17 protein-coding genes and 2 pseudogenes are annotated in these 26,033 nt (G+C 42.9%); 18 read left to right on the forward strand and 1 reads right to left on the reverse strand.

Annotated features, from left to right (window positions below; all coding sequences use genetic code 11):
* Window positions 1–8: 8 nt before the first annotated feature.
* The 14 genes and pseudogenes from rlmD to rpoS all read left to right on the forward strand — a co-directional run bounded on the left by rlmD (window position 9) and on the right by rpoS (window position 14,092).
* Window positions 9–1,331, forward strand: coding sequence for a 23S rRNA (uracil(1939)-C(5))-methyltransferase RlmD (gene rlmD, locus VSA01S_RS12965; RefSeq protein ID WP_039979825.1), 1,323 nt, complete (start codon window positions 9–11; stop codon window positions 1,329–1,331).
* Between the two features lie 117 nt (window positions 1,332–1,448).
* A complete protein-coding gene (relA, locus tag VSA01S_RS12970; protein WP_039979824.1) occupies window positions 1,449–3,668 on the forward strand; it encodes a GTP diphosphokinase in 2,220 nt (739 codons plus the stop codon).
* Between the two features lie 251 nt (window positions 3,669–3,919).
* On the forward strand, window positions 3,920–4,723 hold the full coding sequence (mazG, locus tag VSA01S_RS12975; protein WP_039979822.1) for a nucleoside triphosphate pyrophosphohydrolase: 804 nt from the start codon (window positions 3,920–3,922) through the stop codon (window positions 4,721–4,723).
* 142 nt (window positions 4,724–4,865) lie between these two features.
* Window positions 4,866–6,506 carry a CTP synthase gene (gene pyrG, locus VSA01S_RS12980; protein WP_039979821.1) on the forward strand — a complete coding sequence of 547 codons (1,641 nt, stop codon included), beginning with the start codon at window positions 4,866–4,868 and terminating at the stop codon, window positions 6,504–6,506.
* 78 nt (window positions 6,507–6,584) lie between these two features.
* Window positions 6,585–7,886: a phosphopyruvate hydratase gene (eno, locus tag VSA01S_RS12985; RefSeq protein WP_039979820.1), complete on the forward strand. Its 1,302-nt coding sequence runs from the start codon at window positions 6,585–6,587 to the stop codon at window positions 7,884–7,886.
* Between the two features lie 241 nt (window positions 7,887–8,127).
* A complete protein-coding gene (ftsB, locus tag VSA01S_RS12990; RefSeq protein ID WP_039979819.1) occupies window positions 8,128–8,409 on the forward strand; it encodes a cell division protein FtsB in 282 nt (93 codons plus the stop codon).
* Window positions 8,410–9,117: a 2-C-methyl-D-erythritol 4-phosphate cytidylyltransferase gene (ispD, locus tag VSA01S_RS12995; protein ID WP_039979818.1), complete on the forward strand. Its 708-nt coding sequence runs from the start codon at window positions 8,410–8,412 to the stop codon at window positions 9,115–9,117.
* A gap of 13 nt (window positions 9,118–9,130) precedes the next feature.
* On the forward strand, window positions 9,131–9,607 hold the full coding sequence (gene ispF, locus VSA01S_RS13000) for a 2-C-methyl-D-erythritol 2,4-cyclodiphosphate synthase (RefSeq protein WP_039979817.1): 477 nt from the start codon (window positions 9,131–9,133) through the stop codon (window positions 9,605–9,607).
* A gap of 42 nt (window positions 9,608–9,649) precedes the next feature.
* On the forward strand, window positions 9,650–10,693 hold the full coding sequence (gene truD, locus VSA01S_RS13005; protein WP_039979816.1) for a tRNA pseudouridine(13) synthase TruD: 1,044 nt from the start codon (window positions 9,650–9,652) through the stop codon (window positions 10,691–10,693).
* Window positions 10,693–11,469 (forward strand): 5'/3'-nucleotidase SurE, encoded by a 777-nt coding sequence (gene surE / locus VSA01S_RS13010; RefSeq protein ID WP_039979815.1) that lies wholly within the window; start codon window positions 10,693–10,695, stop codon window positions 11,467–11,469. Before truD ends, surE begins: the two co-directional genes overlap by 1 nt.
* Window positions 11,469–12,095, forward strand: coding sequence for a protein-L-isoaspartate(D-aspartate) O-methyltransferase (locus VSA01S_RS13015; protein WP_039979814.1), 627 nt, complete (start codon window positions 11,469–11,471; stop codon window positions 12,093–12,095). The genes surE and VSA01S_RS13015 overlap by 1 nt, the downstream gene beginning before the upstream one ends.
* 14 nt (window positions 12,096–12,109) lie before the next feature.
* Window positions 12,110–12,440: pseudogene (locus VSA01S_RS20565) on the forward strand (LysM peptidoglycan-binding domain-containing protein); the annotation flags it as partial.
* Window positions 12,441–12,526: 86 nt separating this feature from the next.
* Window positions 12,527–13,033, forward strand: a pseudogene (locus tag VSA01S_RS20570) (peptidoglycan DD-metalloendopeptidase family protein); the annotation flags it as partial.
* A 75-nt stretch (window positions 13,034–13,108) separates the two neighbouring features.
* Complete coding sequence (gene rpoS / locus VSA01S_RS13025; RefSeq protein WP_039979812.1) at window positions 13,109–14,092, forward strand: RNA polymerase sigma factor RpoS; 984 nt, start codon at window positions 13,109–13,111, stop codon at window positions 14,090–14,092.
* A 142-nt stretch (window positions 14,093–14,234) separates the two neighbouring features.
* On the opposite strand, the gene mutS is transcribed toward rpoS, so the two are convergent.
* Window positions 14,235–16,769 carry a DNA mismatch repair protein MutS gene (gene mutS, locus VSA01S_RS13030; RefSeq protein WP_039979863.1) on the reverse strand — a complete coding sequence of 845 codons (2,535 nt, stop codon included), beginning with the start codon at window positions 16,767–16,769 and terminating at the stop codon, window positions 14,235–14,237.
* A 424-nt stretch (window positions 16,770–17,193) separates the two neighbouring features.
* On the opposite strand from mutS, the gene VSA01S_RS13035 reads away from it, so the two are divergent.
* From VSA01S_RS13035 to VSA01S_RS13050, 4 genes are all read left to right on the forward strand, one after another.
* The gene (locus tag VSA01S_RS13035) at window positions 17,194–17,811 is read left to right on the forward strand and encodes a hypothetical protein (protein WP_039979811.1); all 618 of its coding nucleotides are present in this window, start codon (window positions 17,194–17,196) and stop codon (window positions 17,809–17,811) included.
* A gap of 29 nt (window positions 17,812–17,840) precedes the next feature.
* Window positions 17,841–19,994, forward strand: coding sequence for a peptidase (locus VSA01S_RS13040; RefSeq protein WP_039979810.1), 2,154 nt, complete (start codon window positions 17,841–17,843; stop codon window positions 19,992–19,994).
* A 67-nt stretch (window positions 19,995–20,061) separates the two neighbouring features.
* Window positions 20,062–24,942: a DNA repair ATPase gene (locus VSA01S_RS13045; RefSeq protein WP_039979809.1), complete on the forward strand. Its 4,881-nt coding sequence runs from the start codon at window positions 20,062–20,064 to the stop codon at window positions 24,940–24,942.
* On the forward strand, window positions 24,935–25,990 hold the full coding sequence (locus VSA01S_RS13050) for a toxic anion resistance protein (protein WP_021710328.1): 1,056 nt from the start codon (window positions 24,935–24,937) through the stop codon (window positions 25,988–25,990). The genes VSA01S_RS13045 and VSA01S_RS13050 overlap by 8 nt, the downstream gene beginning before the upstream one ends.
* Window positions 25,991–26,033 lie beyond the last annotated feature (43 nt).

Below are 26,033 nucleotides of genomic sequence, written 5' to 3' on the forward strand. Positions count from 1 at the left end.
CACAAAGTATGGCACGAATTTTTCAACCAAAAAAGAAAACACAATTGAATACTCGTCATCAAGCCGTTCAGGTTGAGCGTTTAGATCATCATGGTGCAGGGATCGCTTATCTCAATAAAAAACCATTATTCATTAATGGTGCATTACCGGGTGAAGAAGTGGTGGCTCAACTGGTTGAAGAAAAAAGTAAATTTGCGCGTGGAAAACTGATTAAAGTGCTGACACCAAGCGAGGTGAGAGTCGAACCCTTTTGCCCGCATTATCGACAATGTGGGGGCTGCGACCTTCAACATATGAATTACGTGCAGCAACTGACCTATAAACAACAGACATTGCGTCAATTAATGCAAAAGTTTGCTGGACGTGATATTGAGCTCATGCCGCCTATTCTTGGACTAGAACGTGAATACCGTCGTCGTGCTCGGGTGAGTGTGTTTGTCGACAAAAAAACGCGCCAGCTTCATTTTGGCTTCCGTCAAAAACAAAGTAAGCACATCACTCAAATCACAAATTGTCCAGTACTTGCGCCTGAACTTAATCAATTATTACCCGAGATTTATGCACTGTTAAAGACCTCTAAAAAGCCGGAAAAATTGGGTCATGTTGAATTGGTATTAGGAGATAATGGTCCCTGTATTACGTTACGTCATATGGGCAAACTTTCTGCCAATGAACAGGGCAAGCTCGTCGAGTTAGCCAAACGTCACCATGCGACTTTGTATTTGATGCCCGAGACTGATCAGCTGCTCCGAGTAGAAGGAGAGATGTCATTCTATAAGGAAACCGGGGTTAAGGTACTGTTCGAACCAAACAACTTTATTCAGGTCAATCAAACCGTCAATCAGAAAATGGTTGAGCAAGCGATCGACTGGCTAGACTTACAAGCGAACGAGCGAGTGTTGGATTTGTTTTGTGGTCTCGGTAACTTTAGCCTGCCTATCGCAAAACAGGTTATGTCGGTTGTTGGTGTTGAGGGTGTGCCGGAAATGGTGGTAAAAGCGGCGAACAATGCAACGCTAAATAACATTGATAATGCTCAGTTTTATCATGCTAATCTAGAGCAAGACTTTGCAGGACAAATTTGGTCTAAGGAGAAATTTGATAAAGTATTGCTCGATCCCGCCCGTGCCGGAGCAAGTGGGATCATTGATCAAATTTCCTCTCTTGGCGTACAGCGTATAGTTTATGTTTCCTGTAATCCTGCTACCCTAGCGAGAGACAGTCAAAGCTTATTAGAACAAGGCTATCAATTAACTCGATTAGGAATGTTGGATATGTTCCCTCATACTAGCCATCTTGAGTCGATGGCATTATTTGAAAAATCTTTATAAGTGAACCATTAACCGAGCAATGTCATGAGCTATTGCTCGGTTAAGAGTGTTGAATTGAACTCACATGGGCGGTGTAGGTCCAACTAAACGAACAAATATAATAATTAGGATGATGAGATGGTTGCGGTAAGAAGCGCGCATTTGAACCAAGATGAACAGTTTGAACTTGAAAGTTGGGTGGCTAGCTTAGGACAAGAAACAGCTATTTCTCAACGCTTAATAGACGTCTATCGTGATTGTCAGGCACTTCTTGCTGATCATGAGCAAGCAGAACTTCTGCTATGGCGTGGGCGCGAAATGATCGAGATCTTGCTGACGCTTTCTATGGATGAAGCCACTTTAGTGGCAGCCCAACTGTTTCCTTTAGTTTCTAGCGGCGCTTTTGAACGAGAATTACTCGAAGAAAAGTACAGTAAAGAGATCATCAAATTGATTGATGGCGTTGAAGAAATGGCGGCCATTGGACAATTGAACCTGACAATGGAAGGCAGTGCTGCATCTTCTCAAGTTGATAACGTACGTCGAATGCTATTGGCTATGGTAGATGACTTTCGTTGCGTCGTGATCAAACTTGCCGAACGTATTTGTAATTTAATTGAAGTAAAAAAAGCGCCAGATGAAGTGCGCCGAGCTGCGGCCAAAGAGTGCGCCAATATTTATGCACCATTAGCAAACCGCTTAGGGATTGGCCAATTAAAGTGGGAAATTGAAGATTATGCCTTCCGTTACCAGCAGCCTGAAACCTACAAACAAATCGCAAAGCAATTGGCTGAACGTCGGATTGTGCGTGAGCAATACATTAAAGATTTTGTTGATGACTTAACTCAAGAGATGTGTGTCTCTGATATTTGTGCCGAGGTCAGTGGTCGACCTAAACATATTTATAGTATTTGGCGCAAAATGCAGAAGAAAAGTTTGGCGTTCGATGAGCTTTTTGACGTTCGAGCGGTGCGTATTATCGCTGACAAGCTGCAAGATTGTTATGCCGCATTAGGACTTGTTCACACAAAATACAAGCATTTGCCTAATGAATTTGACGATTATGTTGCTAACCCGAAGCCAAATGGTTATCAGTCGATTCATACCGTTATTCTGGGGCCTGAAGGCAAGACGATTGAAATTCAGATTCGCACTAAGGAAATGCACGAAGATTCCGAGCTTGGTGTGGCCGCGCACTGGAAATATAAAGAAGGTGCCAGCAGCCGTAGTGGTTATGATGAAAAAATCACTTGGCTACGTAAACTGCTTGATTGGCAAGAAGAAATGTCTGATTCAGGTGAAATGCTTGATGAACTTCGTAGTCAGGTATTCGACGATCGTGTCTATGCGTTTACCCCGAGAGGTGATGTCGTTGATTTACCTATGGGTGCTACGCCATTGGACTTTGCTTACCATATCCACTCAGAGGTTGGTCATCGCTGTATTGGTGCTAAGGTGGGTGGACGTATTGTTCCGTTTACTCATAAACTGCAAATGGGTGACCAGGTTGAGATTATTACCCAGAAAGAACCTAATCCTTCACGTGATTGGTTGAATCCTTCTCTAGGGTTTGTTACTTCTGGGCGAGCTCGAGCCAAAATCAATGCTTGGTTTAGAAAACAAAGCCGTGAAAAAAACTTAGAAGCAGGGCGTGAAATTTTAGAACACGAATTGGTTAAGATTGGTGCAACTTTAAAAGATGCAGATCAATACGCATTGAAACGTTTCAACATCAACACCAGTGATGAGCTTTATGTTGGCATCGGCAGTGGTGATTTACGTATTAATCAAATTATTAACCACATTAATGCTCTAGTTAATAAGCCCACAGCAGAAGAAGAAGATCAGCAGGCACTCGAAAAACTTCAAGAGGCTGAGAGTAGGGCACCAGCACAAAGTCGACCGAAAAAAGATGCGGTGGTTGTTGAGGGCGTTGACAATTTAATGACGCACCTGGCTCGTTGTTGTCAGCCAATCCCAGGCGATGAAATTTCAGGATACATTACCCAAGGTCGTGGGATCTCTGTTCACCGGAGTGATTGTGAGCAGTTAGAGGAACTTCGTCACCATGCGCCAGAACGTATTATCGATACTGTCTGGGGGAGTGGTTTTGTTGGCTCTTACATTTTAACGGTTCGAGTTGAAGCAATGGAGCGTGGTGGACTACTCAAAGACATTACCACTTTACTCGCGAATGAAAAAATCAAAGTCACGAGCATGAAGAGTCGAGTTGACTATCGTCGTCAAATGTCGGTAATGGACTTTGATCTTGAAATGACTAACTTAGAAGTCTTTTCTCGTGTTTCTAAACGCGTAGAGCAAATAAAAGACGTTATCTCAGTCAAGCGACTAGGTTAATGAGTGGCCAGCGAATAGAGCTGAAAACGAAGGCCTTAACAGAAAGTTAGAGAAGGTGAGTGCAGATGTCGCTCACCTTTTTATTTACAGAGCTTATCGCCACTTACGTCGCCACTTGAGTACCAAGCTATGTTGTACATCAGGCCACTTTGTCCATTCGACCATTTTGAACATCAGGTAATGTTTTGGCGAGGCCTCCAACCGTTTTGCGCGCCAAATAACATTTGTGTGCCGAATAAAAGGATAGAGAAATGAAACATCCGATTGAAAAACTCGAAAGCATCATGACTCAGTTACGCAATCCCGAGGTGGGTTGTCCTTGGGACATCAAGCAAAACTTCGACACAATAGTGCCGCATACCATTGAAGAAACCTATGAAGTTGTGGACGCGATTCAACAGAGAGATTGGCCCAATTTACAAGAAGAATTAGGTGACCTCCTTTTTCAAGTCATTTTTTACAGCCAGCTTGCTAAAGAGCAGGGGTTGTTTGATTTTTCTGATGTGGTGGAAGGCATCAATGGCAAGCTGACCCGACGTCATCCTCATGTTTTTTCGGATGAGTCCTTGCAATCAGAAGACGAAATAAATGCACGCTGGGAGCAAGAAAAAGCAAAAGAAAAAGCACAATCAGGCAAAGTAGAAAAAAGTGTTCTAGACTCAATACCGAATTCACTTCCGGCACTTTCTCGGGCAACAAAAATCCAGAAAAAATGTGCTCAGTACGGCTTTGATTGGGACACATTAGGGCCTGTTGTCGATAAGGTGAAGGAAGAGATAGATGAAGTCATGGAAGAAGTATTGCAAGTGACACCTGATGAGGGCAAGGTTGAACTCGAACTTGGTGATTTGCTGTTTGCCACTGTGAATCTGGTTCGGCATTTAGGTAAAGACCCAGAGGTTGCACTTACAAAGGCCAATATTAAGTTCACCAAGCGTTTTAATGGAGTGGAAACTAAAGTTGCACAGCACGGAAAAGGCTTAGCAGACTTTACTCTAGATGAACTTGATGTGTTTTGGGATCAAGTTAAACAAGAAGAGCGTGTAAAATCATAGGCAAACGCGACTTTGATTTGAAGCAAAAAATAAAAAATGGCAGTGTGATAGATTTCACGTTGTGGCGATTAGGAGCTTCTGGTATATTTATGTCCCGTCCAGAAGAAATCCATTCCCTCATTCAACCAATTTCAGGTTAAACATGACGACAAACTACATTTTTGTTACTGGCGGGGTCGTATCCTCTCTAGGTAAAGGTATTGCAGCAGCATCTCTTGCGGCTATTCTTGAAGCTCGTGGCCTTAAAGTCACGATGATGAAGCTTGATCCATACATTAACGTTGACCCAGGCACAATGAGCCCAACTCAACACGGTGAAGTGTTCGTTACAGAAGATGGCGCAGAAACGGACCTTGATCTTGGTCACTATGAGCGTTTCATCCGTACCAAGATGACAAAGCGCAACAATTTCACTGCTGGTCGTGTTTACGCTGATGTTCTACGCAAAGAACGTCGTGGTGACTACCTAGGTGCAACGATTCAAGTAATCCCTCACATCACTAATGCCATCAAAGATCGTGTGATCGCAGGCTCGGAAGGCCACGATATCGCTATCGTTGAAGTGGGTGGCACTGTTGGTGATATTGAATCTCTACCGTTTATGGAAGCTATCCGTCAGCTAGCGGTTGAGCTAGGCCGTGAACGTGCAATGTTTATGCACCTAACGCTAGTTCCTTACCTAGCGGCCGCAGGTGAAGTGAAAACTAAGCCAACTCAGCACTCTGTAAAAGAGCTACTGTCTATCGGTATTCAGCCAGACATTCTTGTTTGCCGCTCTGATCGTATGATTCCTGCGAATGAGCGTAAGAAGATTGCCCTTTTCTGTAACGTTCAAGAGAAAGCCGTTATTTCAATGAAGGACGTAGATTCAATCTACAAAATCCCTCAATTGATTAAAGCACAAGGTCTAGATGACCTAGTATGTTCCCGTTTTGGTATCAGTGCTCAAGAAGCTGATCTTTCTGAGTGGGAGCAAGTCATCTACGAAGAAGCGAATCCAACAGGTGACGTAACGATTGGCATGGTTGGTAAATACATTGAATTACCTGACGCTTATAAATCAGTTAATGAAGCCCTCAAACATGCAGGTTTAAAGAACCGCTTGAATGTCACAATTAAATACGTTGATTCTCAAGATATTGAAACGAAAGGCGTAGAAGTTCTTGAAGGCCTAGATGCAATCCTAGTACCTGGCGGCTTCGGTGACCGTGGCATTGAAGGTAAAATTCGCGCGGCACAGTTCGCTCGTGAAAACAAAGTTCCTTACCTAGGTATCTGTTTAGGTATGCAAGTCGCTCTCATTGAGTACGCGCGTAACGTAGCGGGTATGGAAGGCGCACATTCAACCGAATTTAACAAAGAGACGAAGTACCCTGTTGTTGGTTTGATTACCGAATGGGTAGACGGTGAAGGTAAAGTTGAAGAGCGTACTGAAACGTCTGATCTTGGCGGGACAATGCGTCTTGGTTCTCAGCTATGTCACTTAGAGAAAGACACCAAAGCCCGTGAGCTTTACGGCAGTGCGACAATCCACGAACGTCACCGTCATCGTTACGAAGTGAACAACGTGCTTCGCCCGCAAATTGAAAAAGCAGGTCTGAAAGTATCAGGTCTGTCTTCTGATAAGAAGCTTGTGGAAATGATTGAAAACCCAGCGCATCCATGGTTCATTGCAGCTCAATTCCACCCAGAATTTACCTCGACTCCTCGTGATGGTCACCCATTATTTGCAGGTTTCGTTAAAGCTGCGGGTCAAAATGCTCGCGGCGAATTTGAGAAGTAAAAGGATACGGGCGGTAGATTAAGTCTGTGCTACTGCCCTTTCAAATTGACATTTATATTTGAACGAGAGGAAACATCAATGTCTAAGATCGTTAAAGTTCTAGGTCGTGAAATCATCGATTCACGTGGTAACCCAACTGTAGAAGCTGAAGTACACCTAGAAGGCGGTTTCGTAGGTATGGCAGCGGCTCCATCTGGCGCATCTACTGGTTCTCGCGAAGCTCTTGAGCTACGTGACGGTGACAAAGCACGTTTCCTAGGTAAAGGTGTTCTTAAAGCTGTTGAAGCTGTAAACGGTGCAATTGCTGAAGCTCTAATCGGTAAAGATGCAAAGAACCAAGCAGCTATCGATGCAGTGATGATCGACCTAGATGGCACTGAAAACAAGTCAAACTTCGGTGCGAATGCTATCCTAGCGGTTTCTTTAGCGAATGCTAAAGCAGCAGCGGCAGTGAAAGGAATGCCTCTATACGAGCACATCGCTGAGCTAAACGGTACAGCTGGACAGTTCTCTATGCCTCTACCAATGATGAACATTATCAATGGTGGTGAGCACGCAGACAACAACGTTGACATCCAAGAGTTCATGATCCAACCAGTTGGCGCTAAGACTCTTAAAGAAGGTCTACGTATCGGTGCAGAAGTATTCCACAACCTAGCTAAAGTTCTGAAGTCTAAAGGCTACAGCACGGCAGTTGGTGACGAAGGTGGTTTCGCTCCAAACCTTAAGTCTAACGCTGAAGCTCTAGAAGTTATCGCAGAAGCGGTTGCAGCTGCTGGTTACGAACTAGGTAAAGATGTTACTCTAGCTATGGACTGTGCAGCATCTGAGTTCTTCGACAAAGAAGCTGGCATCTACAACATGAAAGGCGAAGGTAAAACGTTCACTTCTGAAGAGTTCAACCACTACTTAGCTGAGCTAGCTAACCAATTCCCAATCGTTTCTATCGAAGACGGTCTAGACGAGTCTGATTGGGCTGGCTTTAAGCACCAAACTGAGCTACTAGGTGACAAGCTTCAACTAGTAGGTGATGATCTATTCGTTACTAACACTAAGATCCTTGCTGAAGGTATTGAGAAAGGCGTAGCTAACTCTATCCTTATCAAGTTCAACCAAATTGGCTCTCTAACTGAGACTCTAGCTGCAATCAAGATGGCTAAAGATGCAGGTTACACAGCAGTAATCTCTCACCGTTCTGGCGAAACTGAAGATGCAACTATCGCTGATCTAGCGGTAGGTACGGCTGCAGGTCAAATCAAGACTGGTTCTATGAGCCGTTCTGACCGTGTTGCTAAGTACAACCAATTAATTCGTATCGAGGAAGCTTTAGGTGAGCGCGCTCCTTTCAACGGTCTTAAAGAAGTGAAAGGTCAAGCTTAATTCTCCATTGAATTAACGGCTTAACTTAAAGTTTTAAAGAAGCGCCTCGCACTTGCGAGGCGCTTTAATTTATAAAGGATAAGTTAAAGTTTGCATTCATTTTACCTTTGTTGTTGAATTTTTTGATTTTTTATCAAATTAAGTTCTGCAGACCTCGTTTCCCCCTAGAGGCAAACGTGCATTTATGCTATATATGTCAACTTATCTATCCCCCTTCTTGGTACAGAATGTTAGCAATGATATGCGAATTTTTGTCTTAGCCCTCTTACTACTGTTTGCTTGGCTTCAATACACCTTATGGTTTGGTAAAAATGGTGTGTCTGACTACTATGCAGTAAAAGATGAAATTGAAGTTCAGCAACAAGTAAATAGCAAATTGCAATCTCGCAACAATGAAATGTTTGCGGAAATCGATGATTTACGTCAAGGTCTGGATGCTATTGAAGAGCGTGCGCGTCACGAACTTGGATTAGTCAAAGATGAAGAAACGTTTTACCGAATCGTTGGAGAGGAGTCACATTAAATGTTAAAGCCTAACGAGTCGTTTATTGCTATTGTTCCAGCTGCTGGAGTTGGCAGTCGTATGAAGGCAGACCGACCTAAGCAATATTTATCGATTGGTGGCAAAACGATTCTTGAACATACGGTAGAGAAGTTGCTTAGATATCCCAGAATCTCTAAGGTTGTTATTGCAGTAACGGAAGGAGACCCCTATTTTTCTGAACTGGCTATTGCTCAGCACCCTGATGTTATTCGTGTCGCTGGTGGCAAAGAAAGAGCAGACTCCGTCTTATCAGGGCTAAAATATATAAATCGGCACTTTGATAGTGAATGGGCTCTTGTCCATGATGCTGCACGCCCTTGTCTACTTGCCGCAGATCTTGATCGCTTAATCGACTCATGCCTTTCACAGCAGTGGGGAGGGCTACTCGCTTCGCCTGTGCGGGATACGATGAAACGTTCTAATTCACAGCAACAGATCGATCATACCGTGGATAGACAGTTTTTATGGCACGCTTTAACGCCGCAAATGTTTAAAACTCAGAGCCTAACAGAAGCATTAAATGATGCCTTGAACCACAATGTTGCCATCACCGATGAAGCATCAGCATTGGAATATGCAGGAAAACAAGTGGCGTTAGTTCAAGGCAGTGCCAGTAATATAAAAATTACTCAACCTGAAGATCTGCTTTTAGCTGAATTTTATCTTAGTCTTGAGTGCAGTGAGTAAATAAGGATACAAAATGATTCGAATTGGTCATGGCTTTGATGTGCATAAATTTGGTGGTGAAGGCCCAGTTATCATTGGTGGAGTTGCGATCCCTTACCAGCAAGGTTTGATTGCGCATTCTGACGGCGATGTGGCGCTGCATGCCCTTGCTGATGCGTTACTCGGTGCGATTGCTGCAGGCGATATTGGTAAGCACTTTCCTGATACGGATGAAAAATGGAAAGGGGCAGACAGCCGCGAGTTACTCAAAGATGTTTATCGCCGAGTACAAGAAGAGGGTTATCGCCTAGGTAATGCCGATATTACTATCATTGCACAGGCACCAAAGATGGCCCCCTATATTGATGCGATGTGTGCGGCAATTGCTGAAGATTTAGCAACCGACATCTGCAACATTAATGTAAAAGCAACGACGACAGAACGTCTTGGCTTTACAGGACGCAAAGAAGGCATTGCAACGGAAGCCGTTGTTCTTCTGTTCAAACAATAACAAGTAATGTGCTTCCCTAAGCGGCAGCAGCGGAAAATAGACATGTCAGATATTTTATCCTCATTGGCTTACTTGACAGGTAAGCCAGTCGCCTCTGCAAAAATCAAAGCGCAACCCGAGCATTTTCAGGTACGCGAAGATTTAGGATTTGCCTTTACAGGTGAAGGTGAGCATTTAATGGTTCGAATCCGTAAGACGGGCGAGAACACCAGCTTTGTTGCTAACGAATTAGCAAAAGCTTGTGGCGTTAAGTCGAAAGACGTGAGCTGGGCAGGCCTTAAAGATCGTCATGCCGTGACTGAACAATGGTTAAGTGTTCACTTACCAAAAGGTGAAACCCCTGACTTTTCAGCATTTTTGGCTCAATACCCAAGCATCGAAATTCTAGCAACGGCTCGTCATAATAAAAAGCTGCGCCCAGGCGACTTAGTTGGGAACGAATTCGTCGTTACTTTGTCCGAAGTGACTGACTTAGAGGATGTTGAGCAACGTCTTCAGCAAGTGAAACATCTTGGTGTGCCAAATTACTATGGCAGCCAGCGCTTTGGCAACGATGGCAACAATCTTGAAGAAGCGCGTCGATGGGGACGTGAAAATGTTCGTACTCGTAATCAAAATAAGCGTAGCATGTATTTATCAGCAGCTCGCTCGTGGATCTTTAACCGTATTGTGTCAGCTCGTTTAGAGCAAGGTATCTTTGATAAGTTTATCGAGGGTGATATTGCCAAGAAAAGTACCGATCTTGAGTCAGTTGATATAAGCAATATTGCACAACTGCAAGCGCAATTTGCTCAAGGCGAAGTGGCCATTACAGCAGCGCTTGCCGGTGATAATGCATTGCCCACTCAAGCGAATGCACTTCATTTAGAGCAGCCATTTTTAGATGATGAACCTGATTTGATGGCGCTTATTCGTGGTAACCGCATGCGGCATGATCGTCGTGACATTGCGTTGAAACCCAAAAATTTATCTTGGTCTATCGATGGCCAAAATATTACGCTAACGTTCTCACTGGATGCGGGGTCATTTGCGACTTCAATTGTTCGTGAGTTGGTCATAGAAGAAAAGGTAAAAAGAGAATATTAATGGAAATGGATTCACAAAACGCGAAGCCATTAAGAATACTGCTCAGTAATGATGACGGTGTTCATGCGCAGGGAATTCACGCGCTTGCTGAAGAGCTGAGAAGCATTGCTGAAATCATCATTGTTGCACCAGACAGAAATCGCTCTGGTGCTTCAAATTCCTTGACGTTAGAGCAACCGCTTAGGGTGAACGAGATCGTACCAAATACATTTTCAGTGCAAGGCACTCCAACGGATTGTGTTCATTTTGCCCTAAATGAACTCATGAAAGATGCTTTGCCCGACCTTGTTTTATCCGGCATCAACCACGGTGCTAATCTTGGGGATGATGTCTTATATTCTGGTACGGTTGCTGCTGCAATGGAAGGGCACTTTTTGGGGGTGCAGTCCATCGCGTTTTCCCTCGTTGGTAATCAACACTTTGATTCTGCGGCGAAAGTCGCTCGTCAACTTGTAGAACAGCACTTACTTAATCCTATACCAACCAATCGTTTATTAAATGTAAATGTGCCAGATTGCCCATTTGATCAATTAGGTCAAATTGAAATCACTCGTTTAGGTGCTCGTCACCATGCTGAAAACATGATTAGGCAGAAGGATCCACGAGGGCATGATATTTATTGGCTTGGTCCTCCGGGCAAGGAACAGGATGCAGGTACTGGAACGGATTTTTATGCGATCGAAAATGGCCGAATTTCGATGACACCCCTGCAGGTGGATCTCACTGCTCATGAGTCACTTAGTGTAATGGATGGTTGGTTAAAGGAAGAGAAGTAATGAGTAACCCCCATGCAGACAGGCTGATCGAATTTCTTATTGCTAATGGCATCAAGGATCGGCTCGTGCTAGATGCGATTTATCATTTACCGCGCGAACATTTTGTATCACAAGCGATGGTACACCAAGCCTATGATAATAATGCATTACCGATAGGGCATGGGCAGACGATTTCTCAGCCTTATATTGTGGCAAAGATGACGGCTTTATTGGAACTGAATGCTGAATCACAGGTCTTAGAAATTGGTACTGGGTCAGGTTACCAAACAGCCGTGCTTGCTCAAATGGTAGCTCACGTTTATTCCGTTGAGCGGATAAAATCTCTTCAGTGGGAAGCAAAACGTCGCCTCAAGCAGCTCGACCTTTATAATGTATCTACAAAACATGCAGATGGTTGGCTTGGGTGGAAAGCAAAAGGACCATTTGATGCAATTCTAGTTACAGCAGCTGCAGAAACGGTTCCACAAGCACTTTTAGAACAACTCAAGGTCGGAGGTAAAATGGTCATACCGGTTGGAGAACAACTGCAACAGCTTCTAAAAATAGAGCGAAATGACGAAGGATACATCTCTAGCACTGTCGAGACGGTTCGCTTTGTTCCATTAGTGGCAGGTAATTTAGCTTAAAGGTAATAAGATTGGTGATTAGGTTATTACAGCGTTTATGCATTATCTGCTTATTATCTATAGGGTTGGTTGGATGTGCCGCACGCACACCTGCCCCTGTTTCTAGTTTGGACAAGGATTATTCCTTAGTTGAAAGAGGGAGCTATAAAGGTAGCTATTATAGAGTTAGAAAAGGTGACACACTTTACTTTATAGCGTACGTCACAGATAGAGATGTAAATGACCTTATTCGTTACAATAATTTGCCCGTGCCTTATACGATTTTTCCTGGTCAAAAGATCAAACTTTGGGCACCAAAATATGTTGCACCTAAATATGGGCGAAAAGCGGAACCTGTTGTTTTAGCAGCAGAGGCTCCACCTGTCCCTCCAATAACTAAAGAGGTTATACCTCTCCCTTCGACCAAAACAGTTAAGCCTTCTAAACTAAAAGAAACGACAACCAAACCTCACGCGATTAAAAAAGAGCCTTCGAAGAAGGTTGAACAATCTAAATCAAAGGAGTATGTTGGAACAAAAGGTAATCAGAACGTTAAACCGAAACCGTCCACAGCAACTAAGCAGAATAATAAAGTCTCTAAGTGGTTGTGGCCAACAAAAGGGAGAGTAATAAGGAATTTTTCTGCGGGTGAACAGGGAAATAAAGGCTTAGACATCGCAGGAAAGCGTGGTCAGCCAATAGTATCTACCGCAGCTGGCACCGTTGTTTATTCAGGCAATGCGTTACGAGGTTATGGTAACCTTATCATAGTGAAACATAACGATAATTATTTAAGCGCATATGCACATAACGATAAACTGCTGGTGTCGGAAGGGCAAAATGTGAAAGGCGGACAAAAAATAGCCACCATGGGCAGTTCTGGCACAAAATCCGTTAAGTTACATTTTGAAATTCGCTATCAAGGGAAATCCGTGAATCCAAAGCGTTATTTGCCTTAAATTAAATAATATTTGCGACATATTTAGCGACATATAGAGTTGTCATGTCTTGCTAACTCGCCAGGGGGAGGCGTTATGAGTATCAGCAACACTGTCACCAAAATGGATGAACTTGACTACGATAAAGACCAAAATAATGGTCTTGAAATCGAAGTCGATAAAACATCTTCAGAAACCAAGTCGGAAGCTCGAGAGGAATTCGATGCTAGTTCGAAAAGCTTAGATGCAACGCAACTGTATCTAGGCGAAATTGGTTTCTCTCCTTTACTTACCGCAGACGAGGAAGTCCTTTATGCGCGTCGTGCTCTCCGTGGAGATGAAGCGGCTCGTAAGCGCATGATTGAGAGTAACCTTCGCTTAGTAGTTAAAATCTCTCGTCGATACAGTAATCGTGGTTTGGCCCTTCTTGATCTTATTGAAGAAGGGAATTTAGGCTTGATTCGTGCGGTAGAGAAGTTCGATCCAGAAAGAGGTTTCCGCTTTTCAACTTATGCTACTTGGTGGATTCGTCAAACCATTGAGCGAGCGCTGATGAACCAAACACGAACCATTCGTTTACCTATTCATGTGGTTAAAGAGCTTAATATTTATCTTCGTACTGCACGTGAACTTTCTCAGAAACTTGACCATGAACCGACAGCAGAAGAAATTGCATCACAGCTCGATATTCCTGTTGAAGATGTGAGCAAAATGCTACGTCTCAATGAGCGTATTAGCTCCGTTGATACACCGATTGGTGGTGATGGTGAAAAAGCATTACTTGATATCATACCGGACACTAACCACTCTGACCCTGAAGTATCCACTCAAGATGACGACATTAAATCTTCATTGATCCATTGGTTAGAAGAGCTGAATCCAAAGCAAAAAGAGGTCCTTGCGCGTCGTTTTGGTTTGCTAGGTTATGAACCATCAACACTTGAAGAAGTGGGCCGAGAAATTGGGTTAACACGTGAGCGAGTGCGTCAAATTCAGGTGGAAGGGTTACGCCGCCTTAGAGAAATCTTAATTAAGCAAGGTTTGAACATGGAAAACCTGTTTAACGTAGAAGAAGATTAACTTTATTTAATCAGTGCTTAAATAGTAAATCATTGGCCATATAGCTTGTTGCTTAAAACTATTTAATCACTACCTTACTTCTGACCGCAAAAAGTATAAAGGCTATGGGTTTAACCATAGCCTTTGTTATTTTAGATGCTTGCTAGAGCATACTCTTTAAGCGATAAAGTTCCTCTAACGCTTGACGTGGAGTTAACTCATCTGGAACCAGGTTAGATAGCGCTTGTTCTACCTCACTCGGTTCAGGAATCAGACTTAGTTGATTCGCAACATCAACACGGTTCGCTTTAATAGAGTCTTGCCCCTGTCCAAGCTGTTCTAACTGAGAAAGTTTGTTACGAGCATTTTTTATGACAGCTTTAGGCACTCCAGCTAGGCCTGCTACGGCTAAACCATAGGATTTACTGGCCGCTCCCTCTTGGACAGCATGCATGAAGGCGATACTGTCGCCATGTTCGACCGCATCTAAATGAACATTGGCTAGGTTCGGCAATTGATTCGGCAGCTCAGTTAATTCAAAGTAATGCGTTGCAAAAAGCGTCATCGCTCCAATTTTTGTTGCAAGCCACTCTGCGCTAGCCCAAGCAAGAGACAAGCCATCATACGTGCTGGTTCCTCTGCCGATCTCATCCATCAAAACTAAGCTATTTTTCGTTGCGTTATGCAGAATATTGGCTGTTTCTGTCATTTCAACCATAAAGGTAGAACGTCCTGATGCCAGATCGTCAGAAGCACCGATACGAGTAAAGATACGATCAAGTGAGCCAATATGAGCAGCCTCGGCAGGAACGTATGAGCCGATGTGTGCCATCAGTGCGATTAAGGCAGTTTGACGCATGTAAGTTGACTTACCACCCATGTTTGGACCAGTAATAATGAGCATTTTTCGTGTGGCACCTAGCTCGATTGGGTTCGCTATAAACGGGTCACTGGTCACTTGTTCAACGACAGGGTGGCGACCTGCTTGAATTTTTATTTCGGCCTGCTGATCTAGAACAGGGCGACAATAATCGAGGGTGTCGGCACGTTCTGCGAGGTTTTGTAACACATCCATTTGTGAAATCGCAGAAGCAAGGTTCTGCAGCTGTTCAAGGTGTGGCAATAACAGATCAAACAATCCTTCCCATAGCTTTTTCTCTAGAGCGAGCGCTTTTGATTTTGAGTTGAGTACTTTATCTTCATGCTCTTTTAATTCAGGGATAATATAGCGTTCTGCATTTTTGAGAGTTTGACGACGGATATAATGTGGAGGCACAAGGTGGCTTTGACCACGGCTAACCTGAATATAAAAACCGTGAACATTGTTATAACCCACTTTTAGTGTATCGATACCATGACGATTACGTTCATCCGCTTCTAACTTATCAAGATATTCAGTGGCGCCATCAGCCAGCTTACGCCACTCATCGAGTTCGGCATCATAACCTTCTGCAATCACCCCTCCATCACGAATAACAACGGGTGGGTTATCTTTAATTGCCCGTTCTAATAAGCCACATAACTCATCCATTGGGGATGCATATTGTGCAAGCTTGACAAGATATGGATGGTTTAAAGTCATGGCCACCGAGGCTAACTCAGGTAATTGTTGCATTGCATGACGAAGACGTGCCATATCACGAGGTCGAGCAGAGCGAAGCGCGAGTCGTGCCAAAATACGTTCAATATCGCCGATTTGTTTGAAAACGGGTTGAAGATCGATAAATAGGTTTTGTTCTTTTACTTCACTGATTGCATCTAAACGGTTGTTTAAAGTTTCAATACAGCGCATAGGCTGATGCAACCAACGTTTCAGCATACGACTGCCCATTGGCGTGGCACAATGATCTAAAACATCGGATAAAGTATTGTCTGTGCCGCCTGAAAGGTTTTGGGTAATTTCTAAATTACGACGCGTTGCAGCATCGAGAATCACCGAGTGATCTTGGCGATCGAACGTCAGAGAACGAATATGAGGGAGTGCGGTACGTTGTGTATCTTTGACATATTGAATCAAACACCCTGCGGCACATAATCCTAAAGAAGCGTGTTCGACGCCAAAGCCAACCAAGTCACGAGTACCAAACTGCTGATTCAATTGTTGCTTAGCGGTATCCAGCTCGAATTCCCATACCGGGCGACGACGATTACCGTTACGACTAGACATCAAATCTACGGGTTCAAAGTTCTCAGGGAATAGTAACTCTCGCGGTGCAGTACGTTGCAGCTCTGCCGCCATCGCTTCACTGGTTTGTGGTTCGGTCAGTTGGAAGCGTCCAGAAGTGATGTCTAAGGTCGCGTAACCAAACTTACCATCTTGATGAAAGATGGCAGCAATTAAATTATCAATGCGCTCAGAGAGTAATGCTTCGTCGGTTACTGTACCTGGCGTGATAATCCGGACGACCTTTCGTTCAACGGGGCCTTTGCTGGTGGCTGGATCACCAATTTGTTCACATAAAGCGACAGACTCTCCCAACTGAACCAGTTTTGCTAGGTAACCTTCTACTGCATGAAATGGAACGCCTGCCATTGGAATTGGTTCACCTGCTGACGCTCCTCGTTTAGTTAACGATATCTCCAGCAGTTGTGAAGCTCGCTTGGCATCATCGTAAAACAGCTCGTAAAAATCTCCCATCCGATAGAACAGCAAAATATCGGGGTTCTCAGCCTTAAGCTTGAGATATTGCTGCATCATTGGAGTATGTTTTTGCGTCAAGGTAGTGGAGGTCACGAAGTTATCCTTGTTAGTTATTTTTAGCTTAAGGCGTTTTACTGCGGGGCAAAGTTAGAGTAAATGATATTAATCGGGACACCAGAAAGCAATGATAGTTTTTGCTTCAGGCCCAACTGTTCTCAACTCGGAAAAGACTGGATGAAAAAATCTTTACAATGCGAGGTCTATTGTTAAGTTTATTTGTGTTTATATGAGGTTTAAATTTATTTTATGCTATTAATTTTGTATCTTAATTAAAGGCAATTCTTTTATCATAGTGATGATTCTATATAGAGTGCTTTTTTTGGGTTCACATCTGTAAAATAACAATCAAATAAAGCTAATATAGGTGTGGTTTTATAATTTATTATTATTCTTATAATACGACTTTTAGTTGGGCTGAAATATGGACTTAAGTGATTTTCTTTCCGTTTTAATATCATTTCCTACAAATGTATTTTTTATTCCATTTGTAATCTTTTTTATTATTATGCTAATTGACATGCTATTTGATATATTTGACGGTGTATTAGGTGAATTAGACGTCATAGATCTAGATAATATGAATGGTGGCGTATTCATTTTGCCACCTATATTAACAAAAGTGCCTCTTCCTATAGCTTTGTGTGTTACTTTCTTTTGGGCTACTATATTCGAATATTATTTGGATACTTACTTACTAAGCAATTTTATATCGACAATCTCTCTTGTTGCGGGAGTGGTTTCGTTACCTATTATTGCTTACTTAGCGCTCTTAGTCTCAGCATTTTTGCTTAAGCCTTTGGCGCCTTTTTTCAATAAAGAGAACTCTTTTGCAACGATTGATTATGTTGGCTTAAGGGGAAAAGTTCTCAGTAGTACTGTCAATGCAGAAATGGGCGGCGAAGTCACTGTCATTCACAATGGCAATGAAGTGCTTTTGGATGTGTTCTCTGAAGGAAAGCAAGAAATACACTATGGAGACGAAGTCGTTATCGTTTCTCAAATTAATGACTCGCAGCATTACCTTGTTGCAAAAATATAAAATAAATGAAGCATTTTAAGGAGTTGGTTATGGTTTTCTCTCCCAGTCTGATATTCATTCTCGCTGGAATCGGTTTATTTTTGTTGGTTCTTGTGTTTTTGACCAGTCGCTATAAAAAAGTGAGAGTAGAAGGTGAAGCTCTTATTGTGAATGGAGTGGATCGCACACGTGCATCATTGACAGGTACTTTTGTTTGGCCAATTGTCAATCGCTATGAATATATGGATATTACACGTAAGAAAATTTCAGTCGTTCGTAGTGGAAGCAAAGATCAAGAAGGTGAAGAATATGAAGGTCTTCACTGCCGAGATAACATTCGTGCAGATTTAAAAGTAGATTTTTATATCGGTGTTAATCATGAAGAAGATGATATTGTTCGTGTAGCAAAACTGTTTACGGCTTTTGATGCTTCTAATATTGAACGTTTAAAAGAACATTTCCAACCAAAATTTTCTGAAGCGTTGAAAACGGCGGTGAAACAGTTTGACTTTGAAGAGCTGTTGACCAACCGTCGAGCATTTCGTGATGCAGTTGTGCAAGTTATTGGCAGTGAAATGGACGGTTTTAAAATCTATGATGTGGTGATTGATAAAATCGACCAAACCTCACTAGAAGCACATAACCCAGATAATATTCTGGATGTTGAGGGTATCCGTAAGATCTCATTAATCACAGCACAAAAAAATACGGAAACCAATGCGATTCGCCAAGATGAACGCACTACGATTAAGAAGAAAGATGTTGAAGCAGAAGCTAACCGTCTACAACTGGTAAAACAAGAAAAAGAGAGCATTGCTCGTACCAAGAGAGAAGTCGACATTATCGAAGCTCAGGAGCATGCACTGTCTGAAGAAAAACGCCAAGAATACGAGCGAATTGCATCCATTGCTAAATTAGACACTGAAGAAGAAGTCGCGAAAAAACGTGAAAGTGTTGAAATGGAAATAGAAATGACGCGTATTGCTAATCAGCGTCAAGTCGCGATACAAGGTGAAGAGTTAAGCCGAGCTGTTGAAACAGAGAAGGTTCGTACCTCTTCAGAAGTTGCGCAACGCGAAATGGAAAAAGAAACCGTTGTTGAAGAAGCGCTAAAATCTGTCGCTGAAACTCGTTCCCAACGTGTGGAAATTGAACGTAAGATTGCTCGTGAAGAAGAAGAGACAGAAAACTTACGTGTTAACGAACAGGTTAACCGTAAAAAACGCGTTTCTATGGTTGAAGCAGAAGCCGTAGCTGAAGCGAAGCAACTGGAATTACTGGTTGCAGCAAGGGCAGAAAAAGAGGCGGCAAAAGAACAGGCTGAACGCTTACTGATTGAAAAAGATGCTGAGCTTAAAGTGAAAACACGCGATGCTGAAAATGAATTAGCTGTGAAAACTCGAGAAGCGGAAGCAGCGCATATTGTTGTGACCAAGAAAGCGGATGCAGATAAAGTGGCTCGTCAACGTTATGCTGAAGCGGAACTTGAAGCCTCTTCTAAAGAAGCTGAAGCACAATACCTGTTGAAAGAGCGTGAAGCGGCAGCAAAAGAGCGTATGGCTCAAGCTGAAAAAGAGCATATTAGTGCTACTGGTCTTGCTCAAGTTGAAGTGGACCGTGAGCGAGCACTTGCTATCAGAGAAACGGGTGAAGCCGAAGCTTATACGTTACAAAGCGCGGGTGAAGCTGAAGCTCAAGCATTACGTGCTAAAGGATTGGCTGAAGCAGAAGCTCAGACTGCCCGTTTTGAAGCGGCTCAGCAATATGACGATCAAACCCGTGAACATGACAAGTGGGTTATGCAACTGCAACAAGAAAAAGAGCTTGATTTGGCACGTATTGATGCACAAAAAGCAGTGGCAGCAGAAAGTGCGAAAGCGTTGGCACAAGCACTCGCAGCGGCTGATATTAAACTCTTTGGTGGTGACGGCATGGAACAAATTCGTCGCACAGTTCTTGACTCAGCGACAATGGACGTGAAGTTTGAAGAGTCTAAAGTGCTCAACCCACTGGTTTCAGAGTACGTTGATGGTAGTCGTAGCCTACCTCAAGACATCAAAGACATTCTTGAAAACACTGAATTAAAGAGCAGTGATTTAAGTAATGTTGCTTTGGCTGGCTTACTGAACTCACAAGGCGGAGCGGCAGAGCTTCTAAAGAAAATTCAACAGTCAGTTGGCAACGTGTCATCGACTGAATCTTAATTCTCTCCAATCTCGAGTCAAACACCCGCACTGACAGCCTGTTAGTGCGGGTTTTAAAGGTATAAGCATGTTAGAAAATACTCAGCAAGCTGTCACCGAGAGCGGTGCATACGAAGTTCTTAAATCCCGACTCTCACAGCAAGGCAATACTCTTAAAACCCTCTCACAGCAATTCAATCAGCAACGTCAATCTGTTTTTGGAGGACAGGAACTTTCTCTAATCGGTAAGACCAATGTTCAAACCGAATCTCGCTGCATTCCTGTCGATATGGCGCAAGTGAATCAACAATTGTTGTTTGGCTATGAAGTGCGTGTGGGGATGAAAGCACAGCCGTCATTGGAAGATGTTTTCGGCCTTTATCAATTGCATGAAAACGATGGTTCGTTTCGTGTTGAGCCACTCGGTTTAGACAACAGCTTCCTTTCTGATGACCGGTTCTTACATGAATTCACGGAACTCTTTACTTACTACCATGATGCGAGATTGTCACAAATTTCGCGTAAGGAAAACACGCTCTATATTGCATTCCAAATTGGTATGCGAGCGGAAGATCGTAAGGTATTTCGTTTTCAGATTAACAAAAATTCGATCGAGTATCTTGATTCATTAGGTCATCAGTCTCTTACATCTGCTAATCAGCATGATTTTGAATGGACGGAGACAACTCGAGAAGATCATGTGCTGGGTAAACACCCTCATGTGTCAATCCAAGATAAGTTATTTGTTGAATGTATTAGTGGTGACTTAACCATTAAAGTTGAAGACAATACTGAAGATGGTAAAGGCGTCTATCGAGAAGAAGTGGAAGATCCTCACCAAAGTGTTGCCGATGCAAAGATCTCGTATGCATTTATTGGTGAATTAATTGCATTACGTATTACTCCAAATCGAGAAAAAAACGCGCGCTACTTTTTGTATAACCCTTTGAATCAATCGGTAGCTCGGATTGCTGCTTTAGAAACGAGCGCGAAAACATTACCAGAGGGCCATGGTGTTCTTTACTCTCATGGTTACGTTTTGGCCAATGGTGAAAAAAAAGAGTTTGATTTACCTTGGGCTAACTTAAGGTTCTTTAAGAAAATCGTTTCACCAAATGGTGAAGACGTCATGTATTTCTTTTTTGATATATTGAAAGGGTATTACGTTATCTACACCTACAATATGATCGAAAAATCGTTTTCTGCACCGATGGAAAGTCATGGCTACAGCTTGTATCCAGATGGTCGCATGTTAGTGTTTCAGTCGTCTGAAAACGAAGAGGCGTCAACAGTTCATCCGTTACGTATTTGGGAAACCCCTTTCTCTACAACAGAGTTCTACAGTCGTAATAATGCGAGCAATGATGCCTCTAGCCCACTATTTAACCTTGGTAATGCGGAATTAGTACGCGCGCTTTCTTCTGTTCTATCGATTTGTCATTTTGCTTCGACTGAAGAAGTGACACAAGCGGCGTATGAAGCACTACTTAAACAGTGTCAAAGTACACTGGATCATTACCATTGGCTTGCTCATGATTATGCACTAGGACTCGGCGATGCAATTCAACAAGTCATGGGAACGGCTGATCATATCATTGATGAATTTGCCAAAGTACAGCAGTTGCAGTTACATGCACAACAAGCATTAGACGCTGAATCCAGTGAAGTTGCGGCTTTGATTAGCCAAGTTAAGCTTGCCGCTAAAGATCAAGCTGCCGTATTGCTTACTTTGTTAGCGAACGTCAAGGCCCAAGTTGGCAGGGTCATGGCTTTGCGTCAGCAGCATTATATGGACATCCCAAGAGTGGATGAGCTATGTGAACGCTTAGATCAACAACGGCAATATTTAAATCAGCAGTTGCTTGAATTATTGCAAGATGAAAAAGCCTATCTGCCATTTAAAAACCAGATCCAATCGGTCGAAGAACAGTTAGAAACCGTTGATAAAACATCGGTCATTCAAGAGTTGCAAGTTCAGATTGATTCCCTGAGGGAGGAATTACAATTAGTCACAGAAGAAGTGACAGATATTGAAACTGAAGATCCCACTCAATCGACAAGAATCCTTGATTTGACGACGGAAGTCTCTTCCATGCTGAATGCTGTAGCGGCAAAACTACGTAATAAAAATAGTGGGTTACGTAGCGATGAGGCCAAAGCTGAGTTTAGTGCGCAATTTAAATTGCTCGCACAGTCGGTTAACAGTGCAATGGAGCAGGCAACCACGCCGGATGAATGTGACAATCAATTAGCAAAACTGATTACTCAACTGGAAAAGTTGGAGTCACGCTTCGCAGACTTTGATGAATTTCTTGGCGAAATTTATACCAAGCGAGATGAAATACAGTCGACATTAGAGAACCATAAACAACAATTGGTGAGTGCACAGCAACGACGGATTCAAAACCTATTGCAAGCGGCTAATGTGACGTTCAGCAGCATCGAAAAGAGAGTGGCAAGGTTTGACGATGTCGCGGCGCTCAATAGTTATTTTGCAACGGATACGATGGTCCTGAAACTGCGTCAGCTATCTGACTCTATTCGGGATCTAGGTGATAGTGTTAAAGCAGATAGCCTCGATGCAAAATTAAAGTCTGTACAAGACCAAGCGTTACGTTCTCTACGCGATAACCAAGATATTTTTGAAGAGGGAGGTACGATTCTTCGCTTAGGCAAACATCGTTTTAGCGTTAACCAGCAAGCTCTCGATATTACTTTGGTTGAAAACAATAATGTATTAAGTACTCATATTTCAGGCACGGATTTTTATCAGCCGATTGATGACGAATCTTTCTTGGCCTTACAGAATATTTCCAAACTCGATATTGCCTCGGAAACGGAGACCCTGTATCGGGCTGAATATCTCGCCTACTTAATGCTGTATGCTGCAATGAATATGGTCGATGGCGTTGATATTCCGGCTTTATTACAAGCTAGAAAAAACGGCGAGCTACTTAGCCTCGTTCAGCGCTTTGCTGCACCAAGATACAAAGAGGGATATGTGAAAGGCATCCATGATCACGATGCAGAAAAAATCCTTAACCAGTTACTTCCGGTGTTTGAGCAAGCGGGTCTACTTCGCTTTAGTCAACAAGCTCGAGTGACGGCATGGATGTGGCTCATGGTACAACCTAACGATGTATTAGAGCATTGGAAGAATAAAGCCCATAATGCCCATTTACTCAAGTACCACCTGAAATCCACTGAAGCGTATCAGGCACTACAAACTCAATTAGAGCAATCTTTGCATGCGGTCGAAGGGAGTGCACTATCTGAAGCCAGCGATTATTTGATTCAGCTTTTAGCCCAAACAGCTAACCAAATTGAAGTGAGTCGAGATGGCCTAGAGTTGTGTGAAGAGTACCTTCAATTTAGGCGCAGTTTGGGGTGGAAAAGTGAATCCCTATCTCCTGCAGTGAGTTTAGCCGATCATTCTCAATGGCTAAGAGCCTATGTTGAACAAAATCAGTTAAGTCAGGCCTTTGTCATCGAAGCTGCGGCCATTGCAGTATGGAAAGAACAGCAAGAGGCATCACTGAGCCCTGTCGGCTTTTCACTCACCTGCCAAGTTGAAGGTTTATTAGGTGAGCACGCCAAGCTTGAAAAAGGAACGTTGAACTTAGTCTTAGATGATTTCTTGCAACGCTGTGAATATCACCGCAGTCAAACGATTCCACAATTTGAAGCTTACCTTGAACAGCGAGCATCTTTATTACAACAGGCCAAATCATCGTTTAGATTGAATGAGTTTAAGCCTCGACCACTGACCTCTTTTGTGCGAAATAAGTTGATCAGCGAAAGTTATTTACCTTTGATTGGCGATAACTTTGCAAAGCAAATGGGCACGGTTGGAGAAAGTAAACGAACTGACTTGATGGGTATGCTATTACTGATCTCCCCACCTGGTTACGGTAAAACCACTTTAATTGAATATGTGGCACATAAACTCGGTCTTGTTTTCATGAAGATCAATGGCCCTTCCCTTGGCCATAATGTGACGTCTTTGGATCCAAAGGAAGCGCCTGATCAAAACGCGGCTCGAGAAGTCGAGAAAATCAACCTTGCTTTGGAAATGGGCAACAATGTTTTGCTCTACTTGGATGATATTCAGCATACTAACCCAGAGTTTTTGCAAAAGTTTATTTCGCTTTGTGATGGAACTCGACGTATTGAAGGTATCTGGAATGGGGAAACCAAAACCTATGATATGCGAGGTAAAAAGTTTGCCGTCGTAATGGCCGGGAACCCTTATACTGAATCTGGTGATATGTTCCGAATCCCAGATATGTTAGCTAACCGAGCTGATATTTATAACCTAGGCGATATGCTCTCTGATCAAAAAGAGGCATTTGAGTTGAGCTTTATAGAGAATGCTTTAACTTCACACCCTGCGCTTGCGCCTTTAGCGACCCGTGACCTTAATGATTTATATCGTTTTGTCCGTATGGCAAATGGTGAAGGATTACCGTTAAGCGATATGTCTCATTCTTATTCTGCGACAGAGTCTGCTGAGATTGTTTCAACGTTACAGAAATTACTTACAGTTCAGCAAACCGTGCTTAAGGTAAACCAACAATATATTGCTTCTGCAGCTACGGCCGACCAGTATCGTGTAGAGCCACCGTTTAAGTTACAAGGCTCTTATCGAAATATGAATAAACTGACCGAAAAAATTTCGTCAGTGATGACGCCTGAAGAGTTACAAACTTTACTTCAGGACCATTATCAAGGTGAAGCACAGACACTCACCAATGGTACAGAAGAGAACTTACTCAAATTGGCACAACTTCGCGGCGAAATGACCGCTGAGCAGCAGGCTCGTTGGGATGAAATTCGTGAAAGTTACCAGCGTAACCAACTGATGGGAGACTCAGAGGATAGAGCCGGTCAAGTAGTGCAGCAATTGGCAGCCCTTAATCAAACCATTAATCGAGTGACACAAAAATTTAGAGATAATCCCCATGACTGATTTGACCCAAACAAGTGAACTTGTTGAACCTGAACTTTCTCCACGTGTGATTGAGTTAGCTCAAAGCTTTGACCCATTTGATAGTGTTGCGACCATCACGTTCGGTAAGGAGGCTTTGCAAAATATTACGGCATTTTCTGATAATGTTCTGCAGCAGATTCGAGTGCGTGAAACGGGTGAAGCGGGAGAAATCTTACAATCTATGGTTACGGCCATGAGTCGTTCAGAGTTTAATTACTTAAAAGATAAAAGTTTCCTCGCCAGTTTGCCTTTAATAGGTGAACTGTTTGATTCATTCAAAACATTTGCAGAAAGCTTTGATTCTGTAAAGAAGAGCCTTGATAAACTGACCAGTCAGTTAGAAGCACAAGAGGCGGTATTAGCGCATGATATCCAAAGGTTGGACACGCTTTACGAAGAAAACCTGCAACTCTTGAATGGGTTGGATGATTTCATTGCGGCAGGTAAATTTAAGTTGCAGCAAATAGAGCAGCAAGTATTACCTGCTTTGCTCGAACAAGCAGAGCAGTCTCAGGATCCACTGGCTGCTCAGAAACATCGCGATGCTATCCAAGCGCAGGCTCGTTTAGAGAAACGCGTCCATAACCTTGAGTTGACACGTATGGCTGCGATCCAATCTGCGCCACAAATTCGCCTTTCTCAAGAAGGCAATAAAATGTTGATGGAAGATATTCAAGACATCGTGCATAACACTTTTCCACTTTGGAAACGTCAATTTTTAATTGCAATCTCAAACTATGAAAAAGAGAAAGCCTTAAAAGTCACTCGCGCTGTTAAAGACTATACCAACCAGCAATATGTGAAGAATGCAGAAAAACTGAAAGTGCTTGAAACACAAATCTCTGAAAACTATCAGCGTGGTATTCTCGATTTAGAATCTTTAGAGACGGTCAACAAACTGACGATAGAGACGCTCAACAGCACGTTATCTCGTGTCAAAGAAGGTCGAGAGCAAAGAGAACAGGCTCAAAAAGTGATCCAAAAAGCAGAACATGAGTTGAAAGAAGCGTTATCACAAACTCTTTAAAGTTAAGCCTTGTTGTTCTAATAGTAAAAGCTGAGAATGTATA

This window comes from Vibrio sagamiensis NBRC 104589, from assembly GCF_007990935.1.
Lineage (GTDB): Bacteria > Pseudomonadota > Gammaproteobacteria > Enterobacterales > Vibrionaceae > Vibrio > Vibrio sagamiensis.

What these genes read in the sequence shown, in the direction of transcription:
- rlmD (WP_039979825.1), top strand. Translation starts at nt 9, where the DNA reads ATGGCACGAATTTTTCAACCAAAAAAGAAAACACAATTGAATACTCGT.
- relA (WP_039979824.1), top strand. Translation starts at nt 1,449, where the DNA reads ATGGTTGCGGTAAGAAGCGCGCATTTGAACCAAGATGAACAGTTTGAA.
- mazG (WP_039979822.1), top strand. Translation starts at nt 3,920, where the DNA reads ATGAAACATCCGATTGAAAAACTCGAAAGCATCATGACTCAGTTACGC.
- pyrG (WP_039979821.1), top strand. Translation starts at nt 4,866, where the DNA reads ATGACGACAAACTACATTTTTGTTACTGGCGGGGTCGTATCCTCTCTA.
- eno (WP_039979820.1), top strand. Translation starts at nt 6,585, where the DNA reads ATGTCTAAGATCGTTAAAGTTCTAGGTCGTGAAATCATCGATTCACGT.
- ftsB (WP_039979819.1), top strand. Translation starts at nt 8,128, where the DNA reads ATGCGAATTTTTGTCTTAGCCCTCTTACTACTGTTTGCTTGGCTTCAA.
- ispD (WP_039979818.1), top strand. Translation starts at nt 8,410, where the DNA reads ATGTTAAAGCCTAACGAGTCGTTTATTGCTATTGTTCCAGCTGCTGGA.
- ispF (WP_039979817.1), top strand. Translation starts at nt 9,131, where the DNA reads ATGATTCGAATTGGTCATGGCTTTGATGTGCATAAATTTGGTGGTGAA.
- truD (WP_039979816.1), top strand. Translation starts at nt 9,650, where the DNA reads ATGTCAGATATTTTATCCTCATTGGCTTACTTGACAGGTAAGCCAGTC.
- surE (WP_039979815.1), top strand. Translation starts at nt 10,693, where the DNA reads ATGGAAATGGATTCACAAAACGCGAAGCCATTAAGAATACTGCTCAGT.
- VSA01S_RS13015 (WP_039979814.1), top strand. Translation starts at nt 11,469, where the DNA reads ATGAGTAACCCCCATGCAGACAGGCTGATCGAATTTCTTATTGCTAAT.
- rpoS (WP_039979812.1), top strand. Translation starts at nt 13,109, where the DNA reads ATGAGTATCAGCAACACTGTCACCAAAATGGATGAACTTGACTACGAT.
- mutS (WP_039979863.1), bottom strand. Translation starts at nt 16,769, where the DNA reads ATGATGCAGCAATATCTCAAGCTTAAGGCTGAGAACCCCGATATTTTG.
- VSA01S_RS13035 (WP_039979811.1), top strand. Translation starts at nt 17,194, where the DNA reads ATGGACTTAAGTGATTTTCTTTCCGTTTTAATATCATTTCCTACAAAT.
- VSA01S_RS13040 (WP_039979810.1), top strand. Translation starts at nt 17,841, where the DNA reads ATGGTTTTCTCTCCCAGTCTGATATTCATTCTCGCTGGAATCGGTTTA.
- VSA01S_RS13045 (WP_039979809.1), top strand. Translation starts at nt 20,062, where the DNA reads ATGTTAGAAAATACTCAGCAAGCTGTCACCGAGAGCGGTGCATACGAA.
- VSA01S_RS13050 (WP_021710328.1), top strand. Translation starts at nt 24,935, where the DNA reads ATGACTGATTTGACCCAAACAAGTGAACTTGTTGAACCTGAACTTTCT.